15 protein-coding genes are annotated in these 17,958 nt (G+C 46.7%); 5 read left to right on the top strand and 10 right to left on the bottom strand.

What is annotated here, in order from left to right:
- Positions 1 to 45 precede the first annotated feature (45 nt).
- The 10 genes from IJ23_RS06000 to dsrO all read right to left on the bottom strand — a co-directional run bounded on the left by IJ23_RS06000 (position 46) and on the right by dsrO (position 12,126).
- Complete coding sequence (locus IJ23_RS06000; protein WP_033905728.1) at positions 46 to 285, bottom strand: hypothetical protein; 240 nt, start codon at positions 283 to 285, stop codon at positions 46 to 48.
- Positions 286 to 491: 206 nt separating this feature from the next.
- Positions 492 to 1,265 carry a hypothetical protein gene (locus tag IJ23_RS05995; protein WP_005385811.1) on the bottom strand — a complete coding sequence of 258 codons (774 nt, stop codon included), beginning with the start codon at positions 1,263 to 1,265 and terminating at the stop codon, positions 492 to 494.
- A 102-nt stretch (positions 1,266 to 1,367) separates the two neighbouring features.
- Positions 1,368 to 1,946, bottom strand: a complete 579-nt coding sequence (locus tag IJ23_RS05990) for a PqiC family protein (RefSeq protein ID WP_033905727.1) — start codon at positions 1,944 to 1,946, stop codon at positions 1,368 to 1,370.
- A complete protein-coding gene (gene pqiB, locus IJ23_RS05985; RefSeq protein ID WP_005376682.1) occupies positions 1,946 to 3,592 on the bottom strand; it encodes an intermembrane transport protein PqiB in 1,647 nt (548 codons plus the stop codon). The genes IJ23_RS05990 and pqiB overlap by 1 nt, the downstream gene beginning before the upstream one ends.
- Positions 3,585 to 4,916 (bottom strand): paraquat-inducible protein A, encoded by a 1,332-nt coding sequence (locus IJ23_RS05980; protein WP_005376683.1) that lies wholly within the window; start codon positions 4,914 to 4,916, stop codon positions 3,585 to 3,587. Before IJ23_RS05980 ends, pqiB begins: the two co-directional genes overlap by 8 nt.
- 303 nt (positions 4,917 to 5,219) lie before the next feature.
- Entirely contained in the window at positions 5,220 to 6,272 is a 1,053-nt protein-coding gene (locus IJ23_RS05975; RefSeq protein ID WP_005376684.1) for a c-type cytochrome, read from the bottom strand.
- Between the two features lie 8 nt (positions 6,273 to 6,280).
- On the bottom strand, positions 6,281 to 6,844 hold the full coding sequence (locus IJ23_RS05970) for a c-type cytochrome (RefSeq protein ID WP_373920870.1): 564 nt from the start codon (positions 6,842 to 6,844) through the stop codon (positions 6,281 to 6,283).
- Positions 6,845 to 7,121: 277 nt separating this feature from the next.
- Positions 7,122 to 10,214, bottom strand: a complete 3,093-nt coding sequence (locus tag IJ23_RS05965; RefSeq protein ID WP_033905725.1) for a tetrathionate reductase subunit A — start codon at positions 10,212 to 10,214, stop codon at positions 7,122 to 7,124.
- 17 nt (positions 10,215 to 10,231) lie between these two features.
- On the bottom strand, positions 10,232 to 11,362 hold the full coding sequence (gene nrfD / locus IJ23_RS05960) for an NrfD/PsrC family molybdoenzyme membrane anchor subunit (RefSeq protein WP_033905724.1): 1,131 nt from the start codon (positions 11,360 to 11,362) through the stop codon (positions 10,232 to 10,234).
- Positions 11,359 to 12,126, bottom strand: a complete 768-nt coding sequence (gene dsrO / locus IJ23_RS05955; RefSeq protein ID WP_033905722.1) for a sulfate reduction electron transfer complex DsrMKJOP subunit DsrO — start codon at positions 12,124 to 12,126, stop codon at positions 11,359 to 11,361. Before dsrO ends, nrfD begins: the two co-directional genes overlap by 4 nt.
- Positions 12,127 to 12,304: 178 nt before the next feature.
- Here dsrO and IJ23_RS05950 point away from each other — a divergent pair, with 178 nt between their 5' ends.
- The 5 genes from IJ23_RS05950 to IJ23_RS05930 all read left to right on the top strand — a co-directional run bounded on the left by IJ23_RS05950 (position 12,305) and on the right by IJ23_RS05930 (position 17,954).
- Positions 12,305 to 14,137 carry a sensor histidine kinase gene (locus tag IJ23_RS05950; protein ID WP_033905721.1) on the top strand — a complete coding sequence of 611 codons (1,833 nt, stop codon included), beginning with the start codon at positions 12,305 to 12,307 and terminating at the stop codon, positions 14,135 to 14,137.
- Positions 14,138 to 14,162: 25 nt separating this feature from the next.
- Positions 14,163 to 14,765, top strand: a complete 603-nt coding sequence (locus IJ23_RS05945; protein ID WP_033905719.1) for a response regulator transcription factor — start codon at positions 14,163 to 14,165, stop codon at positions 14,763 to 14,765.
- Between the two features lie 102 nt (positions 14,766 to 14,867).
- On the top strand, positions 14,868 to 15,266 hold the full coding sequence (locus IJ23_RS05940) for a hypothetical protein (protein ID WP_033905718.1): 399 nt from the start codon (positions 14,868 to 14,870) through the stop codon (positions 15,264 to 15,266).
- A 64-nt stretch (positions 15,267 to 15,330) separates the two neighbouring features.
- Positions 15,331 to 17,442 (top strand): protein-disulfide reductase DsbD family protein, encoded by a 2,112-nt coding sequence (locus IJ23_RS05935; protein WP_033905716.1) that lies wholly within the window; start codon positions 15,331 to 15,333, stop codon positions 17,440 to 17,442.
- Positions 17,439 to 17,954 (top strand): protein disulfide oxidoreductase, encoded by a 516-nt coding sequence (locus IJ23_RS05930; RefSeq protein WP_033905715.1) that lies wholly within the window; start codon positions 17,439 to 17,441, stop codon positions 17,952 to 17,954. The genes IJ23_RS05935 and IJ23_RS05930 overlap by 4 nt, the downstream gene beginning before the upstream one ends.
- The last annotated feature ends 4 nt before the right edge of the window (positions 17,955 to 17,958 follow it).

Below are 17,958 nucleotides of genomic sequence, written 5' to 3'. Positions count from 1 at the left end.
AGAAAATGATAGCCCCGATAATGAATTTTATCGGGGCTTTCTTTTTTACTTAATAAGGTAAGACACTTCTAAAAGGTAGGTTTTTGCATCACCAAGCAAAGAGAACGCTCTATCGATGGTTTTAAATCGATCATCAAGCGAGTCGCTGGATATCAGCTGGCTGAATGTTTGCAACGAAAAAGCTTCGTTTGCTTTGAAGAACTGATGTACGTTTTCAAGCTGAACTTTATGAATATGCTCCACCTTATTTAGGGCGGTGGTTAAATCGGAAATGTTAATCGACATTGCTACTCGGGAACCTTATCAATAAGACCTATATGAGGTCATAGAGTGGGGTTTTACATTTTGCGACAGAGAGTAACACCGAAGAGCAATTTATAGTCTGATGAAGATCAATTTGCCTTATTTAAGCATCTGTAACGCGACACTAGACGTGTACCTAGAGCTAGTACACGTTACAACGCTTGAATATAGGCTAGGGTTTCACCTGATCAAAAGTAAAAGCCAAGTCCGACTAAAAGCCCTTGAGAAGCTGTATCATATTCAAATACTCCCTCATTTTTGTAATCAACCCAGGTCGACTTGTAAGCTAAGTTGAGATCAGACCATTCGTTAAAACGATAACGAACACCAGTTTGAATGGCATAAGTGAAGTGAGTATCGTTGCCAAGTCCGGCGTCGATGCTGGCATGAAATCGCCAGTTTTCGCTCAATTCATCAATGAGTCGCAAGCCAACTAAAAAATCGACCCAATCTTCTTGTAATGACAGTCTATCTTCTAGTACCCGGTTATCATTACGATACAGCTTGCCGGTGATGTCATTGTCCCACCAACGTAATCCAAACATATAATCCAGTTTACCAAATGAATATTGTTCGCGTTGGAATGCCTTTGCTTCTAGAACACCTTGCCGTATTTCGATGTCCGCACGATAACGAGCGTTAGGCAGAGCGCCCTTGATATTATTAACATCACCACTTAAGTTCATGAAACTATAATCTATGTAGTAGCCCCACTTACTTTGGTAAATACTCTCGAATCGCAACATCGCCCCAATATCGAGGTGGTCTACGATGAACTTAGGATCGACATCCACCTCTGATGAAAAGCGACCAATACTGGTATCCCCGTGGATATTCAGTCCTAGCATGTACACTTCTATGCTATTTCGCCAACGAGATTCTTGTGTCTCGGCTGAGAGCGCTACTGATGTAGGTAATACAAGAATGAGTGAGGAGAGTGATAGCAAGTTACATGGTTTCATCCAATTTCCTTTTCGGCTTTTCGTCAGCTTTCAGCTTAGTAGAAGTCGCTACACTCTGCATAAAAAAGGGAAGCAACTTGCTTCCCTGTAATTAACATTGACTTAGAGTTGTTTGGCAATGTCTGAGGTTAGGCTTTCTAAGCCTATGGATAAAGCGTTGACGAGCGCTTCATAGCCCTCATCTTGAAGCGGCTGTGAGATTTGTATTGGCGCACTGTTTTCGACCTTACCTTCGGCATTAATGAGCAACCATTCTCCCTCAATTTCGATATTACCTTTGTAGCTGCCATTAAATTTATTTAACGTAAGCTGTAGTTTGGCTTCACCGCTTTGATCCAACAGATTGTTCATTTCAGTCGGCCAGTAATGACTTTGCTTTTGACGTAGTTCCGCGACAACTCTCTGAGTGATTTGCTCAGAAATACTGTGCGCCCATTGATTGTGTTTCGCCTGAATAACTTGGGTCTCAGAGGTTCGATAAACAATGCCATTATCATTCAAATAACTCGCCAATGTCACTGGACTAACAACTAAAGTTGGGCGCTGAGCGATATCAGAAGAGCTCAGCGTCACTGGTTCCGCCTTAGGTAGAAGGTACATAGCTCCTTTAGTTTGCGGAGCGCTACTGCAACCCGTTAGACCGACAAATAGCGCGATAGACAGAAAGAATACTCGTTTCATTAGTTTTGGCCTTTAACTGGTATTGGGTCACTGATTTCATCTTCTCCAAACACAAGAGAGTTTGGCTTTTCGTTTAGCTGTTTAAGTACGGGTTTAAACTCTGTCATCACGCTTTCTAATTCTTTTAGCGTGGCTTCCATTTCGCTGTACATGGTTGAGTTGGGCCCATAACCATCGAGTGTTTTTTGTAATTGCTGTAAGCTTTGGCGAATATCTGTTGGGATCTCTTGCGTTTCTTTTTGATTCAAAAGTTTATCAATACTGTCCGCCACGCGTTCTGCTGAAGCTAACGTTTTTTCGGACGTTTTTAACGTTGAATTGAGAGAATCTAGCGTTTCTTCCATCGGTAAGTTATTAATCTTATTTAGGAAGTCGTTCACTTGGCGCTGAACCTGCGCAAAACCACCACGCATGGTTGGGAAAACATCTAAATCAGCAAACTTACTCGGTACGTAAGGCTCGTCATTTGGATAGAAGTCGGCGTCAACATACAGTGCGCCTGTTAATAAGTTACCTGTTTTTAAAGTACCACGTAGGCCTTTAGCAAACTCACTCTTCAATTTATCTTTTAACATTGGTAAAGATTGGGATTGGAAATCGCCATAAACACGGCCGAGCTCGATACGTACCAATACAGGGATTTTTTTCGCAGAAAAGTTCTCTTCTGGGGTTGGAAGTCGCATTGGTACACGCATCACAGTACCAATTCTCAAGCCTCGATATTCGACAGGTGCCTTACGTTTAAGTCCTCGTACCGATTCATCAAAAAGCATAACGAATTCAATATAATCATCGTACATGCCTTCTCGAAGTTGTTTAATATCATCGTACAAGCGGAAGTTGACCATATTTTCAGTGAGCTGTTCACCGGATTCAAGACCTGGAACGGTATCGAAGGTAACACCACCCGTTAGCATGCTCTCTAATGAGCCAAACTTGACTTCGAACCCTTCAGCGTTGAGCTGTAAATCTACGCCAGAATTCAGCCAGAACTTGGTACGAGTGCGCACTAAGCTGTCATAAGGCTTGAAAATAAAGAGTTGGTATAACGCTTTGCGAGTGTCAACATCAAAGCTGGTTTTCTCTACACGACCAACCGTAAAGCCTTTATAAATGACGGGGTCACCAACGCCTAGCTTACCAGCCTCGCGGTGTGTTAACACAAGGCGTAACCCCTCTGCATCAGGAGAGGCGACTGGGGGAACATCTAAGACCGTAAAGCGCTCTTTCTCTATCTTAGATTTACCCGGCTGAAGTTGGATATAAGCGCCAGAGAGCAAGGTCTCTAAACCTGAAACGCCATCACGGCCAATACGAGGCTTCACAACCCAAAACATGGTGTCATCTCGCAGCATGCGTTCTGCATCCTTGTTCATTTGTGCCTTAGCGATGATGTGATCGTAATTTTCACTGAGAGTGACTTCAGTAATCAGTCCGACTTTTACATTCAATGCTCGGATTTCGGTTTTGCCAACCTCAATCCCATCTGCGGTTGGCAGTTGGAGAGTAATTTGTGGGCCTGTACTGTTGATATATTGGAACAGCATCCACGCTCCCATGGCTAGCGCAAGGATCGGGACAATCCATATCGCAGAAATCTGCTTTTGCGGTTTTATTTGAGCGGTTACGTTGTTCTCATCACTCATATTTGGCTTTCTCGTTTAAGTTGTCAGAAATCGGCTCCTGCACTTCGTTTTGTGGCAATTGCCACAACAAACGTGAGTCAAATATCATTGCAGAAAGCATAGTAAAAATGACCACTGCCGCGAAAGAGAGCGCAGCAGGACCTGGATAAATCGCCATTAAGTTTTGCAGCTGAACCAGTGCAACTAAGATCGCGACGACGAAGATATCGATCATGGACCAACGGCCAATAAACTCAGTTATGCGGTAGATCTTTAAGCGTGAAATACTCTCTTCGTGCGGAAGATATCGCGCTTTTTGCGCATTGTAATACAGCCACGCGAGTGCCAGCATTTTCGCCATTGGAATAAATACGCTAGCAAAGAAAATTACCATCGCAATAGGGTAAGAACCTAAATGCCAAAGCAATATTACCCCCTCCATGATAGTCGAACCTTCTGCATGTCCAAGGCTTACGGTGTACATCATAGGGTAGAGGTTCGCAGGGATATAGAAAATGATTGAAGCAAACAAAAGCGCCCAAGCTTTTTGTAAATTGTCTGCGGGGTTGTATTTGTGAATAGGGCTTTTACAACGAATGCAGTGTTGGTGTTTTTTAGCTTCAATAGGGTTGAGCTGGTGGCACGTATGACAACCAATATGGTTGTGGTTATGGTGCGTATCACCCTCTTTTACATCAGGTAGCTCGATAGCTGGAATAAAGTGCCCCCAGAGCCAGCTTTTGTCGACCATTGATATGCATTTGACTACCAGAACGGTATATACACAAAACGCCCAGAATGAAGTGCCCATTCCTATGTCTGCGAGGGAAGCGATTTTAATTAAGCTGACCAACACGCCAATCAAAAATACATCCACCATTAACCAAGGTTCGACTCGAAACAGAAGACGGCATAAAACTTTTGCCATTCGTTGCTGCTTTTTAGAGGGGGTATGTTTACGTGCTTTTAATGCTTCAAGGTGAAGAAAGAGAATGAGACCAACATAGATTGCAGGCAAAACGATAACTGTTGCGAGTAGCAGCACACCCAAAAGCACATTTTGAAACTCAGCCAGCATTTTGGCAGCGTGCAACAAGGTGATTTCTTGCGACAACCCTTGCACGCTGAACGACATAAAAGGGAAAGAAATGCTTAGCACTAACATGATCAAACATGCCGATGATATGGCGATCACGCTTTGGTAAGGCTTGGCATTCACTTTAGTCAGCGAATGCGAACATCGAGGACATTGTGCTTTTTGCCCCTGTTCGATATCGGGAATGCGAACAACAAGGCCGCACTCTTCGCATGAAATTAACTGACGGGAATTAGGTTGAATACTCATCGGGTAGGTTTTAGATTCATTTGCTTTAAGAATACTCTTTTTTCACTAGGCACGCTTGTTTTGATTCAGGAGTTTACGAGTTTCTTACTTTTGGCATTAGAGGATATGGGAGATCTAAGACATAAACGAAGTCGCGTTTGGTACAAGATTTTACGGCGAAGATGAGTATGTTGGAAGTCGAAAATAATGTGATATTGCTTGTCTGTGGAGGGGGGTAATTACTTGTTTTTAAGGGTAAGTAACCCTGCCCAGATAATCAGAGCAGGGAAAAAGAGCATTTTATTTAAGGTACTTAGTTGTACTTTACTTGACCGTTCCGCTCTTAAAGGCATTGGAGCCGACTTGCGTACCGTTGAGCGTTTTGCCGTAATAGCCTTGGTGCTGGTGATATTTCTCCGCGTTTGCGGTGACATTGCCTTTGAATCGAGGATCTTGTGGACGCTCATGGCTGTTGACGTATGCTGCGACATCCCAAGCTTCTTGCTCTGTCAGCTGCACACTTTTCCCAAGCGGCATGTTTTCGTAAATAAAATAGGCCGCTGTGTTAATCCGGTGCATACCTGCGCCCCAGTTATACGCATATTCGCCCCAAAGTGGTGGAATGTATGAATGGTCGTTGGTGTCTTTGATGCCTGAACCGTCGGCGCGATGGCAAGTTTCACAGTTCTTTTCGTAGACCAATGCGCCTCGCTCTATTGATGGTTCTTGCTCAGGGGCGGCGATTTTTGGGTAGCCACGCCCAGAGAGATTACCCCGCTTTTCAATTGGTAATGCTTGTGCGATGGCTTCGGGCAACGGGAAGTCTTTTGCTTTTCCACCAATTTGCAACGTTTTTGCGTCTAGTTCTGGAATGGGTTCATCCGCCATACCATGTTTGTCAAGCAAGCCGCCCATCGCTAACCAGTAGGCGTAAGCACTAAGGGCAACAATTTCTGTCGAATCGTAAGCGGGCGCTTTACCGTTCATGGAATACTCGAAACAACCTTGGATACGGTCAGCATAGCTGTTTACGCGATCGTTTTTCTTACGATATGCCGGGTATGCCATGTAAGCTGCCCACAGTGGCGCAGCGTTTGCTTTTCGTCCTGCCTCCATATGGCAGTTCACACAGTTTTGTTCGTTGCCAACGTATTTTCCGCGCATTTGTTGTGAGTTAACAAAGAGCGAGTAACCGCGTTTTACTTGCTCACCAAATGCGGTGTTTGGGATTGTGCTGAGATCACGCGGTTTTAAGTATTCACCGTGCTTTTCTTTTTCTATCGCAGGTAGCTCTTTCTGGCGGTCCGGTAATGGAGCGTTAGCTAGTACGAGCGTAGAAATGAAAGGCAGTGCGAACAAAGAATAGAAACGTTTCATGACTGCTCCTAGTAACGTAATGAGGCAAAGTAGTAAGCAAGATTTTCGATCTCTTTGTCAGTGAGATTTTTTGCGATGGTCCCCATCATATTGAGCGGGTCGCCACTGCGAGTGCCGTTTTTCCATGCCATCAATTGCGTTTTTAAGTAATCAGCATGTTGGCTTGCGAGGCGAGGGAACTTGTCGACGCCCATACCGCTGGCTCCATGACAAGTTGCGCAAGCTGGAATATTTCTATCCCAATCGCCTTGGAAAATTAATTTACGATACGGGTTACGAATATCAGCTTGGTCGCCGCGTTGTTCTGGATTCGTGAACTCGTAGCTCGGGAGGTTAGCAAAGTACTCCATAACTTCCTTACGGTCTGCGGGATCGTTGAGTTCCTTCGCCATGCCTTGCATGACCACATTTTGGCGTTCGCCACTAAGGAATAGTTCGATTTGAGTGTTGAGATAGTTCGCGTTTAAACCAGCGATCATCGGCGCGATATTTGGCTGTCCCATGCCATCTTGGCCGTGACAACCGCTACATACGCTGGCTTTTTCCGGAATAGAAGAGGCGCTTGCGCCCATAGTGGTTGCTAACAAACAGGCCACCACCACTGGAAGAATTTTTGACATGCTGACTCACTTTAATTTTTATTAATATGTCTAAGTGCTACTTGGTAGTCACTTGGACGATATTGTCGGCCTTGTCAATAATGAAAGGTATTGTGGATTTCCACATATTTAATAAGTGTAAATGGCCGTATTTGTTTTTATTGGTTGTTCTATAAGCGATAAAAACAAAGTGGTGAAGAGCTGCACAAATCGGCAGCTCTAAGTGGTAGAGACGTCTTAACGTGCGGCGTTACGCTTTGCGGATTTTGGCTGGTAATGATTGACGAGCCGCGGCTCCTACCACCCAATCTAACAACACGCCTTTCCCTTCTCGGGTTGGGTCAATTAATCCGATGTCGTTAATGTTGACGCCATCTTGGCTGCGAGTTTTTACTGGTTGCTGTTTATCGCCGATCCAGTGCGAGCGTTGTCCTAGCTCGGTATGACCAAACCCATGTTCAAATCCGAGTGTGCCAGGGCGAATCCCGCTGACTATCATCGCAAGTGCTTTGGTGCTTGCAGATGGTGTCTCGATAACAAACTCATCACCCGTTTTAATGCCTGCGCGCTCGGCATCGATTGGATGGATGTACACTGGGTTTACGCCTTTAATCGAGTTCAACCTTGGCGATAGATTGGATACCGCACTGTGAATGTTGGATTTAAAGTTCGTCAGGCTGAAAGGCCATTCTGAGCTTGGGAACTGGTCTTCCATTGGTGTGCCATCGGCCAGTTTTTGTGGATGCCATGTTGGGCAACCCGTGTAGAAATCACCGGTCATGGTGTTTCTTGCGTTGCCGACACGTTCATTCCATATCGCGACAGGTCGTGTCCATTTGTGCTTCATTTGCTCACCTTGATACGCTTCGGTTGCATTTTCAAAGCGTCCGCCGCGAGCAAAAATAAACGCCACTCGTTTCATCTCATCCGCTGTTAGCGTTCTTTGCATCGCTGGCATTAAACGCTCTAAGCCTGACCATGCAATGTCTTCTGCCGAAACTTCAGGCACGCCGCCTTTCACATAAGCCAAGTTTGCCGCAGCTCGCAAATAGAAATCTTCGGCGTGATGGAGAGCGTGCCAGTTGCCTTGTGCATCTTGAATTGCATTGTCACCAAAACCGCCCAGCTGCATTTTCTTAGCAACATCAATCAGGAAGTTCTCTAAACAAATCGAGCGACCGTCGGCGGTTTTCTCTGTTCTCGCTTCCACTATCGGCCAACGAGCGGTGACGGTTTTCACCGGAACGTCGTGCCAAGGCGTTGCCATGCCCCAGCTTTCGTAAGTAACGGTGTCCGGCACAATGTAATCCGACAACGCGGTGGTTTCGTTAATGAATGCATCAACAGACACAATCAAACCGATCTGCTTTGGATCTTTAAGCTTGTCTTCCAGCAGTGTTTTCAAACCGGGTACACCATACATCGGGTTCGCCATGTGGTTGATCCACGCTTTAACGCGATATGGATAACCATCAATAGCCGCAGATAGGTGTTCTGTCAGCAGTGGCGCGGCAAACGGATACCAAGGGGCGCGAGTTGGATAAGGGGATTTTCCTGCCTCAACGCGACGTTTGTATTCGCTGGTTTTGTGGTATGGGAATTTACTGCGCGACAAAAAGACGCCTTTCGGGCCGACTTTGTCAGCAAATTTGGTGAAGTCGTAACGAGGACCCGCAGCGGAAGTTGGGTAGCCACCCGCTTTCGCCATCGCGCCGCCTTTCATGTTGATATTACCAATCAACGCATTGAGCATCATGATGGTAAACGAGTTATAGAACCCATTGGTGTGCATGTTGCCACCGTGGGTATCGACCACCGCTTTTGTTCCGTGACTGGTAAAGCGCTTTGCTAGTTCAACAATTTGTTCGACAGGGATTTCACATTGTTGGCTGTAGAACGCAAGACTGTATTTGAACGCCTCTTCTTTGAGCCTTTGTAGAGACGATTTTACGCGCACTTCGCCTGATGCAAGCGAAACCGTTTTATCGACAAACAGTGCCGCTTCTCCTGTCTGGGTATGCACACCAAATTCGCCGCTTTGATCATCCACGATGACGTACGGGTCGGAATCAGACAACGCTTCGCCCTCGAATGGCAGATTCATATCCGATGCGCGTAAAAACGTGCCGTTTCTCGGGTGCTGCTCATCGCTTATCACGAGATGTGTAGCATTACACCAGTGCGCGGTGCCTGCTCGTTTCATCGCGTTTGCCCCCGGCTGCGCCAAGAAGGTTTTGTTGTAGCGTTGGTTTTCGATGATCCATTGGATCATGCCAAGCACGAGGGCAGAGTCGGTGCCCGGTTTGATTGGTATCCAGCGGTTATTGTCACCTGCTGCCAAGCTCGATGAACCCGCCGGCAAACTTGGTGTGATGATGGTGTATTCCAAGCTGCCTTCTGTTCGCACATTGGCGAGTTGGCGCGCCTGACGCTTAAAAGGGTTACCCGCTTGAGCTGGCGACATACCGATGAAGATGATGTATTCCGCATTATCAAAGTCTGGCTTTAAGTGTGCGTTCTTATCTAAATCGTTCATAAATGCGCCGCTGCCAGCACGAAATGCATAGCCGCAGTAAGAGCCATGATGCCCAAAGTTACGCGTACCATAGCTGTTGAACGCGAAGCGTTTGAATATGTCGTCTCGGCCTTCGTTACCTGCGTTGGTCATTAACAATTGGTTGGCTTTCGGTCCATATTCTGGGTTTTCAGGATCAACGGGCGTTGTTAAATCGCGAATATCGCGTAAGCCATCAACATGGCCTTCACCAAATAAATCACCACCTTCAACGACTTCTTTTATCAATTGCTCGTAGCTGATCGGAATCCATTTTCCTTCGCCGCGTTTGCCAACTCGTTTCAGTGGCTGAGTAATGCGGTACGGGCTGTTGCGAATTTCTAGCATCCCATTGCCACGTGCGCATGCTGTTGAACGACCGTCAAGGCCCGCTTCTCCTGTCAAACTTAAATAAGCATCTTTGACTGGCGTTTCGAACGGAATGTGTTGCTGATGAGAGAGTGGGTGATATGGGTTGCCAGTAATACGCAAAATCTCGTCGCTGCGGTTATCAATGCGTACACGCAATCCGCACAGTGACCAACAACCAAAACACATTGATGGCGCAACGCGCTGATTTGGATTCGGGATTAGGTTGCCTTTGCTGTTGACCGTGTACTCTGGTTCAAGCGAGTTACCGTGGTGAATATCACGCGTTTTTTCTCCCGCAGTGCCTTCGAGCGCACCCTCGACCATGTGTTTGGTGGTGGTGGCGTAACCCGCAGCGAATACGCCAAGCCCACTCACTGCAATGCCTGATTTCAAAAACTGACGGCGTTTGTTATCCATGATGAAATCCCCTTTGATTAGCGTTCAGTTAAGGTGAGTGATGAGGCTTTTACTTCGATCTTTTGTTTTGGCTGAACCAGCTCCGAACCGAGCAGTGCCAGTGCAAGCCATAATCCGAGCATGCCGATAATGCCTATCCAGCCATTTCCATCCATAGTGAGTTGGTATGGATACAGCCCTGCATCGAACTTGGCGATGATTTGCACTTCCATGATGGTAAACCAGCGAATCAGCCATGCACTTGCCAGTGCGGCAGCAGACACAAAACTGAGCCCTATGACGTGACGAAATCTGGCTGATGCGGACTTTTGGGTATCGCGCAAGAAGATGAAAGCGAGCAAAACACAACCTAAAACGACAAAAGTGAGCAGGGCAATGTTGTGCATCCACTGTTCGCTAGAATAGAGCGAAAATGCGGAATTGTTGGATGCCCAAATCGGTAGCAGTATCAGCGTTAATACACCGCTGGTAACCACTGATTTTTTAAGTAAATTAGTATCGCCAGATGTCAGTGTCTTTGACTGACTAGGCAGCAAGAGCCAAATCAACAGAGAAAATCCGACCGCGCTCATAAATGCAGTGACAAACCAAAGAACCGGCGACGCGGGTTGGTGCCATAAAGAGCGCGATTTAACGACTGCAATTTCAGCGCCTGTGTAGACTGCAATGGTGATGCCTGATAGCACCGTGATAACAGATACCATAAGCATGACTCTACGAGAGAGCGCCCAGTCATCCAGTGACAGCTTTGAAATTAGAGGCAGTACTTTCCCTGGCTGATTACGTAAGTTGATCAGATCCTCGCGGAGATACAGCCATGCAGTCACTACCGCTAAACCTGAGAAAACAGGCAGGAACAGCGAGCCTAGAGACATCCATGACCACGGCGTGATGTGCGCGTAAAAATGCCAAGCTCGTCCCGGCTGGTGAAGGTCGCCAGTTAACGCCAACGGGCCTACGATAGCGCCGATGGCCATCGTTAGCACCAGCGCGGCGCGTAACCGATGACTGGTGTGTTGCTCAAATAACAGTGCGATTAGGAACAAAATAGCGGCAGCGTAAGCAGAACCGATGTAAAAGAAGTACTGCACCGCCCACGGGAGCCAAGCCATTGCTTGAGGTTGGACTAACACTTCGGTGATGTTCATGCGCGCTCTCCTTGTGGGTCGTAAATAGCTGGCTGCCCGTCGATGTGGCTGGTGAAGCGTTCATCCATGCCGATGTAAAACACATGCGGCTTGGTCTCTTCATTGGGCTTTAGCACTTTGATATCGTCTTGGTGCTTCGCAATTAAGCGGCGAACTTCACTTGATGGATCATTCAAATCACCAATTACACGTGCTCCGCCAACACAGGTTTCCACGCAGGCAGGCAATAGACCTTGTTCTAGACGGTGAGCACAGAAGGTACATTTATCTGCGGTGAGGGTGTCTTCATTGATAAAGCGAGCATCGTAAGGGCAAGCTTGTACACAATACGCACACGCTACGCAGCGACTGTTATCCACCATGACAATGCCATCTTCGCGCTGAAAGGTTGCTTGAACCGGACACACTGCCACGCAAGGTGGGTTGTCGCAGTGGTTACAAAGGCGCGGTAGCATAAAGGCTTTTGCTTCTCGCGTGGCTGTAGAGCCATCATCTAACGTAACTTCGTATTGCTTTACGGTGGTTCGGAATTGACCGATAGGCACTTGGTTCTCGATGCTGCAACCCACAGTGCAAGCCTGGCATCCGACACATTTACGCAAATCTATCACCATGGCATAACGCTTCCCGACTTGTCCTTTTCGGTCAGCGGACTGGTTATTTCGAATAATGTTTCCCGCAGTTGCCGTGCCAATGCCTGCGGCTGGAATTAACGCGGCTCCGGCTGTGACCGCGCTGAGAAAGCGACGTTTGGTGGAATCCATAACTCACCTGCTTTTTTGTTGTATTTGAATTGACTGATTCCATTGTGAGAAATGCGCCGCGAGGCTTATATTGTGGATTTCCACATACCCAGATCAAACTTGATCTAAAACAAATGTGGTTTAGGGAAGGTAGCTGTTATTCTTGTCGTACTCTCTTGACGGAACGATTCGACTCATCATGAAAAAAGCACTGTGGCTTCAGCTTTGGATTCTTTGCTTAGTTGCCTTTGCATCTTTGGCTCAGGGCGCAGTTTCTGAACAAGCAGATCTGCAAGGAATGCAAGAGCAAAAAGCAGAGCAGCCACAGGCCAAGCAAAAAGTCGAAGTGGGCGTGTTAGCGATACGTGGTCATCTTTATGCTGAGCAGAGATGGCAACCGACCATTGATTGGCTCAATCAGCAAATTTCCGATGTGCATTTTGTCCTTCATCCCCTTAACTTGGATGAAATGGGCGAAACGGTGAAGTTTCAGAAGATAGATTTCATCTTAACCAACCCAGGTCAGGCAGTGCGATTGGGCAGGCAATACGCGCTGTCGTGGATGGCAACGCTAACCAGCAGAGCACCACAAAACTCGAATTACGGCATTGGTTCGGCGCTTGTGGTTCGAGCCAATTCAAGTTATCAAACGGTGCAAGATGTCTCAGGACGTCCCGTTGCAGCGGTATCAGAAAAAGCCTTTGGTGGTTATCTCACGATGCGCTATCAAATAGTCAAAATGGGTCTTAATCCAAACGATTTCTTTTCTGATGTCCGCTATCTTGGTTTTCCTATTGATGCCAACCTGTATCAACTACGTGATGGCAATGTGGAAGCGGCCGTTGTCCCTGCTTGTTTATTGGAACAGATGCTAAGTGAAGGGCTTTTACAACCGAGTAATTACCGAGTTTTAAATCAACAGCCGAACGAGCGTTCGTTATGCGCTGTTTCCACACCGCTTTATCCGAACTGGTCATTTGCCAAAACAGAGCGCGGCTCATCTCAGATTGCCAAACAGATTGCGCAAGTATTGTTAGCGATGCCACCTGAACACCCTGCGGTTATTGCGGCAGGCGCGTCAGGTTGGACGTCCCCCGTCAGCTTGCTGAGTATCGACAAACTGTATCAGGCGTTGGATCTCCATCCGTTGCAACAACCTTGGTGGAGTGAGGCTCTACGCTGGCTGCGTAGTCATCAAGAATGGGCATGGGCGCTGTTCATGTTTGTGATTGTGTTGAACGCGTACCACTTTTGGCTTGAGTATCGATTTAGCAAGAGTAAGCAAGCGTTGGAGCAGACATCGTTACGATTAAAAGAGAAAAGTGAACAGTTAGAACATTCACAAAGGGTCGCGATTGTCGGAGAAATCGGCACTAGTCTTGCTCATGAACTCAATCAGCCATTGGCAGCCATTCGCAATTATAGTGAAGGCGGTTTACTTCGCTTGGCCAAAAAACGCCCACATGAAGATATTGTCCCTGTACTTGAGAAAATACAGGGCCAAGTTGAAAGAGCCGATGCAATTATTCAGCGATTAAGAACGTTGATTCGCAAGCGCAGTGTCGACAAAACGTCGTGCGATCTTCAAGTACTCATTGATGACACGATTGAGTTGCTCCATTTTAGAATGCAGAAGCAAAACATTTCTATTGTGGCTAGTACAGAAGGGAACATTCGTCCGTTACTTGTCGATGCAGTTGGCGTACAACAGGTTTTAGTTAATGTGATCAGCAACGCGATTGATGCGTGTACTTTGTTCCAAGAGAAATATCACTCATCAGGCTATCAAGGTAAAATTGCCCTGCATTGCGATTACCAAATCAATCAACTCTCTATTCGAGTGTTAGACAATGGTACAGGGTTGCAGCAAGAGAATCCGACTCAAGCGTTTGTGAGTAGCAAAGAAGAAGGGCTTGGGCTAGGGTTAGCCATTTGTCGCGATGTGATGGAAATGCATGGTGGCGAGTTTGTCATCAGCTCGACAGCACCACATGGTTGTTTGGTTGAGCTTGTGTTTCCATATCAAAACTAATCTGAACTAGGCATAGGAGCATTCAATGAGCAGCGGTGAAAAGCAGCTACCTGTTTTTGTAGTCGATGATGATGAATCGGTGCGTGACTCGCTCGCTTTTATGCTGGAAGAGCATGAGTTCAAGGTGACGACTTTTGCTGATGGGCAATCTTTTCTCGATAAAGTGAACATTCATCAGGCCGGATGCGTGATCCTTGATAGCCGAATGCCCAACCTTCGTGGTCAGCAAGTGCACCAAGTTTTAAATAAAGCCAACAGCCCGTTAGCCGTTATTTATCTGACAGGGCATGGTGATGTCCCGATGGCGGTCGATGCATTGCAAGCTGGGGCGGTCAATTTCTTCCAAAAGCCAGTCAAAGGCGATGAACTGGCACGAGCCATTTTACAGGGACAGGCGCAGTCTGCCACAAACCTCGATATGGCAGCAGCTAAATCGGCTTATGAATCGCTCACACCTAGAGAAAAAGACATTTTACGTTTGATCATTGAAGGAAAGCGCAACATTCGTATTGCTGACGAACTTTGCATAGCAATGCGAACGGTTGAAGTACACCGAGCTAATCTATTGAAGAAGTTCTCGGCAAAAACCGTCGCAGAGTTGGCATATATTTATGGCAAGCTAGATTAAAGCTTACCGAGTGAAGCCTCTTAAGGCTATTTAGAGGATACAACTTGAGCTTTATGACGACTCGCGTATTATCTTCTTCGTTCTTACTTTATCTGAATTCTTATGAGTTTGTTGACTAAACGACATCACACGCCACATAAGCGGGCAAAATGGCTACTGGCGATTATTGGCTGGGTGGTCGTTGTGTGTCTGATGCAAAATTCAGGTTTTGCCTCGTCATGCTCTATGAAATATGAGACGGAATCGCCCGCGGTTTCACTTACTGATGAGCGTTCGAGCGTCAAGTCGATTGATACTAAAGAAACCAGCAAGTGCGAATTGTCTGAAAAGTTAATTCAGTTTTCTCAACATCAACTCGATGTATTTATTGTTGTTCTGTTTGTGGGTCTTTTTGCTTCGGCAATTTGGTTGTGCAGTGCCTATATTGGTGCGCAACATTGGACGGAACCGATAGGCCGTAAGTATCGAGTCCATCTGACTTTCTGTGTGTTCCGAGAATAAAAGCGTGCTTTCTGACCACTAGCGTCAGTTATTTAGCACCTTTGTCTTTTAACTAGGAATCACTATGAATCAAATTACTAAACTGACTCAGTTTGCGTCCATGTTTTTTATGACGCTTGCTTTGAGTTTGCTCTCTCTGAGTATTTCAGCTCAAACTACTGATACAGGTTGGCTAACCAACCCACAACATCCTCCAGTGCAAACGCGCTTTGTGCTCACTGGTCAACAAGATCCGCAAGCCAAAACAATTACTGGTTATCTGGACGTCAAGTTGGCTGGGGACTGGAAAACTTACTGGCGTTCACCTGGTGAGGGCGGCGTAGCACCATCTATTGATTGGCAAAATTCACAAAATTTATCCAAAGTGGATTGGCAATGGCCGCACCCACAAAAATTCGAACTATTAGGTATCGAGACTCTTGGGTATAAAGGCGACACTTTGTTCCCCATGACGCTGCACGTCGAAGACATGTCCAAACCTGTCACGATTGATGCGGTACTGACACTTTCTTCTTGTACGACGATTTGTGTGCTGACCGACTATCAAATTCAATTGACGTTCTTGCCTTCTGATCTAAAAGTCGATGAAGACGTGATGTTCAGTTACGCTCAAGCAGTGAGTAACGTGCCGCAGCCATCGCCGTTTATTGATGTTACTCAGGCGAGTTGGGATGCGAACCAATCGAAACTACAAATCAAGCTACAGAACAGTCAGGGTTGGCAACAACCACAAGTGCTGGTGGATGGTGTCGATGAAGCAACGCGAGACTATAGCTTCAAGCTTGAAGGAATGCATCCAGAAGGAAACATCGTCACCGCGAGCTATATCGTTGATACTTGGCTGGGCGATGTGGAGTTAGATGGTCAGTCGCTGTTTGTGACCATCAAAGACACCAATTTACTAGCAGAAGAAACCACTCAAGCAACTGCTGAGGCAATAGCTGAACCGCTGCCGAGCACGTCTCTAACGAGTGTTTTTCTATTCGCGTTGCTCGGCGGTTTAATTCTTAACATTATGCCTTGCGTTCTTCCGGTTTTGGGGATGAAGCTAAGTAGTATTGTTGCCGCTCAAGGTATCGAGCGTCGTCAAATTCGCGCTCAGTTTGTTGCCTCGTCACTTGGTATATTAACGTCGTTCTGGATTCTCGCTGGTTTTATTTTGGTGCTCAAGCTAACAGGTAATGCCATTGGTTGGGGCGTGCAATTTCAAAGCCCCTGGTTCTTAGGTTTGATGGTGTTGGTCACCACTTTGTTTGGGGCCAATATGCTGGGGCTGTTTGAAGTCCGTCTATCATCGGGTACCAATACATGGCTGGCCTCGAAAGGTGACAACTCGTTAGCTGGACACTATGTGCAAGGGATGTTTGCAACCTTGCTTGCTACGCCGTGTTCTGCGCCTTTCCTAGGAACGGCCGTGGCGTTTGCTTTGGGTGCCGATGTGGTTACGCTGTTTGCTATTTTCACCGCCTTAGCGTTGGGGATGGCGTTGCCTTGGATTATGGTGGCAATTTTCCCAAGTATTGCGCTTAAATTGCCGAAGCCGGGTCAGTGGATGAACGTGGTCAAAAACGTATTTGGTGTGATGATGTTGGCCACCAGCGTTTGGCTACTGTCTTTGATGGCCAATCACCTCCCAGTGTTTTGGGTCATTTTCGCCGGTTTAGTCGCGTTTATTGTTCTGATGATTCGCGTTAAACGCGTTCATGGCGATAAAGCACTCGTGCTATCCGGCTCTGCATCGCTTATCTTAATTGCTGGCGGGCTGCTACTTGGTAGTATCACTGCCGACCAATGGGCGACACCGCTTCCTGAGGACTTAGCGTGGCAGAAGCTTTCTAACTCGGCGATAGAACAGCACGTCAATAATGGGCGAGTGGTGTTTGTGGATGTCACTGCGGATTGGTGTGTCACGTGTAAAGCGAACAAGATCGGCGTGATCTGGCAAGATCCTGTCTACTCATTGCTGCAAAGCCCTAATGTGGCGACGTTAAAAGGGGATTGGACACATCCGGACGGCTCGGTAACGGACTTTTTACGAGCTCATGGGCGTTACGGTGTGCCGTTTAACATCGTCTATGGCCCGGCGGCGCCACAAGGTATCCCGTTACCTGTTATTCTGACTGATGATGTTGTTTTAAGCGCGGTGAAACAAGCGAGTGGGGGAACCATTCAATGAGTTCGACAAAGCAGCGTAGAACATTCCGATATTGGCTCGTTCAAATCGTACAGATGGTGCTCATTGTCACCGCGATTTCTATCGCGATGGATTGGTATCGCACCAAAGATATTCCTAAACAGGAGGCTCCACCATTGAGCTCCGTATTGAGCGATGGTGAATACTTCGATGCAATCGCGCAAAGTTATGAACAACCTGTCGTTGTTTATTTTTGGGCTACTTGGTGTCCCGCTTGTAAATTTGTAAGCCCAAGCGTGAGTTGGCTGAGTGATGACTACACCGTAGTTGGCGTTTCTGGATCGTCGGGACCGAATGAGCGTGTGGCGCAGTTTATGAGGGCAAAAGAATATCGTTTCGAAAACATAAACGATCCTTCAAGCGATATTATGCGTGAATGGAAAATTAGCGTGACCCCAACCATTTATGTTTTAAGAAATGGTGAAATTTCCTCCGTCACAACTGGCGTTACTACTCCGATAGGAATATTAGCGAGAATTTGGTTAGCTCGATAACGTA

It is taken from the genome of Vibrio sp. OY15, assembly GCF_000742455.1.
In the GTDB taxonomy this organism is placed as follows: domain Bacteria; phylum Pseudomonadota; class Gammaproteobacteria; order Enterobacterales; family Vibrionaceae; genus Vibrio; species Vibrio alginolyticus.
This window is presented reverse-complemented; position numbering and strand designations above follow the sequence as displayed.

Bases quoted from the DNA above. Each gene is read 5' to 3' on its own strand.
- IJ23_RS06000 (WP_033905728.1), bottom strand. From the start codon at position 285: ATGTCGATTAACATTTCCGATTTAACCACCGCCCTAAATAAGGTGGAG.
- IJ23_RS05990 (WP_033905727.1), bottom strand. From the start codon at position 1,946: ATGAAACGAGTATTCTTTCTGTCTATCGCGCTATTTGTCGGTCTAACG.
- IJ23_RS05950 (WP_033905721.1), top strand. From the start codon at position 12,305: ATGAAAAAAGCACTGTGGCTTCAGCTTTGGATTCTTTGCTTAGTTGCC.
- IJ23_RS05965 (WP_033905725.1), bottom strand. From the start codon at position 10,214: ATGGATAACAAACGCCGTCAGTTTTTGAAATCAGGCATTGCAGTGAGT.
- pqiB (WP_005376682.1), bottom strand. From the start codon at position 3,592: ATGAGTGATGAGAACAACGTAACCGCTCAAATAAAACCGCAAAAGCAG.
- IJ23_RS05980 (WP_005376683.1), bottom strand. From the start codon at position 4,916: ATGAGTATTCAACCTAATTCCCGTCAGTTAATTTCATGCGAAGAGTGC.
- IJ23_RS05940 (WP_033905718.1), top strand. From the start codon at position 14,868: ATGAGTTTGTTGACTAAACGACATCACACGCCACATAAGCGGGCAAAA.
- nrfD (WP_033905724.1), bottom strand. From the start codon at position 11,362: ATGAACATCACCGAAGTGTTAGTCCAACCTCAAGCAATGGCTTGGCTC.
- IJ23_RS05975 (WP_005376684.1), bottom strand. From the start codon at position 6,272: ATGAAACGTTTCTATTCTTTGTTCGCACTGCCTTTCATTTCTACGCTC.
- IJ23_RS05970 (WP_373920870.1), bottom strand. From the start codon at position 6,844: ATGGGCGCAAGCGCCTCTTCTATTCCGGAAAAAGCCAGCGTATGTAGC.
- IJ23_RS05930 (WP_033905715.1), top strand. From the start codon at position 17,439: ATGAGTTCGACAAAGCAGCGTAGAACATTCCGATATTGGCTCGTTCAA.
- IJ23_RS05935 (WP_033905716.1), top strand. From the start codon at position 15,331: ATGAATCAAATTACTAAACTGACTCAGTTTGCGTCCATGTTTTTTATG.
- IJ23_RS05995 (WP_005385811.1), bottom strand. From the start codon at position 1,265: ATGAAACCATGTAACTTGCTATCACTCTCCTCACTCATTCTTGTATTA.
- dsrO (WP_033905722.1), bottom strand. From the start codon at position 12,126: ATGGATTCCACCAAACGTCGCTTTCTCAGCGCGGTCACAGCCGGAGCC.
- IJ23_RS05945 (WP_033905719.1), top strand. From the start codon at position 14,163: ATGAGCAGCGGTGAAAAGCAGCTACCTGTTTTTGTAGTCGATGATGAT.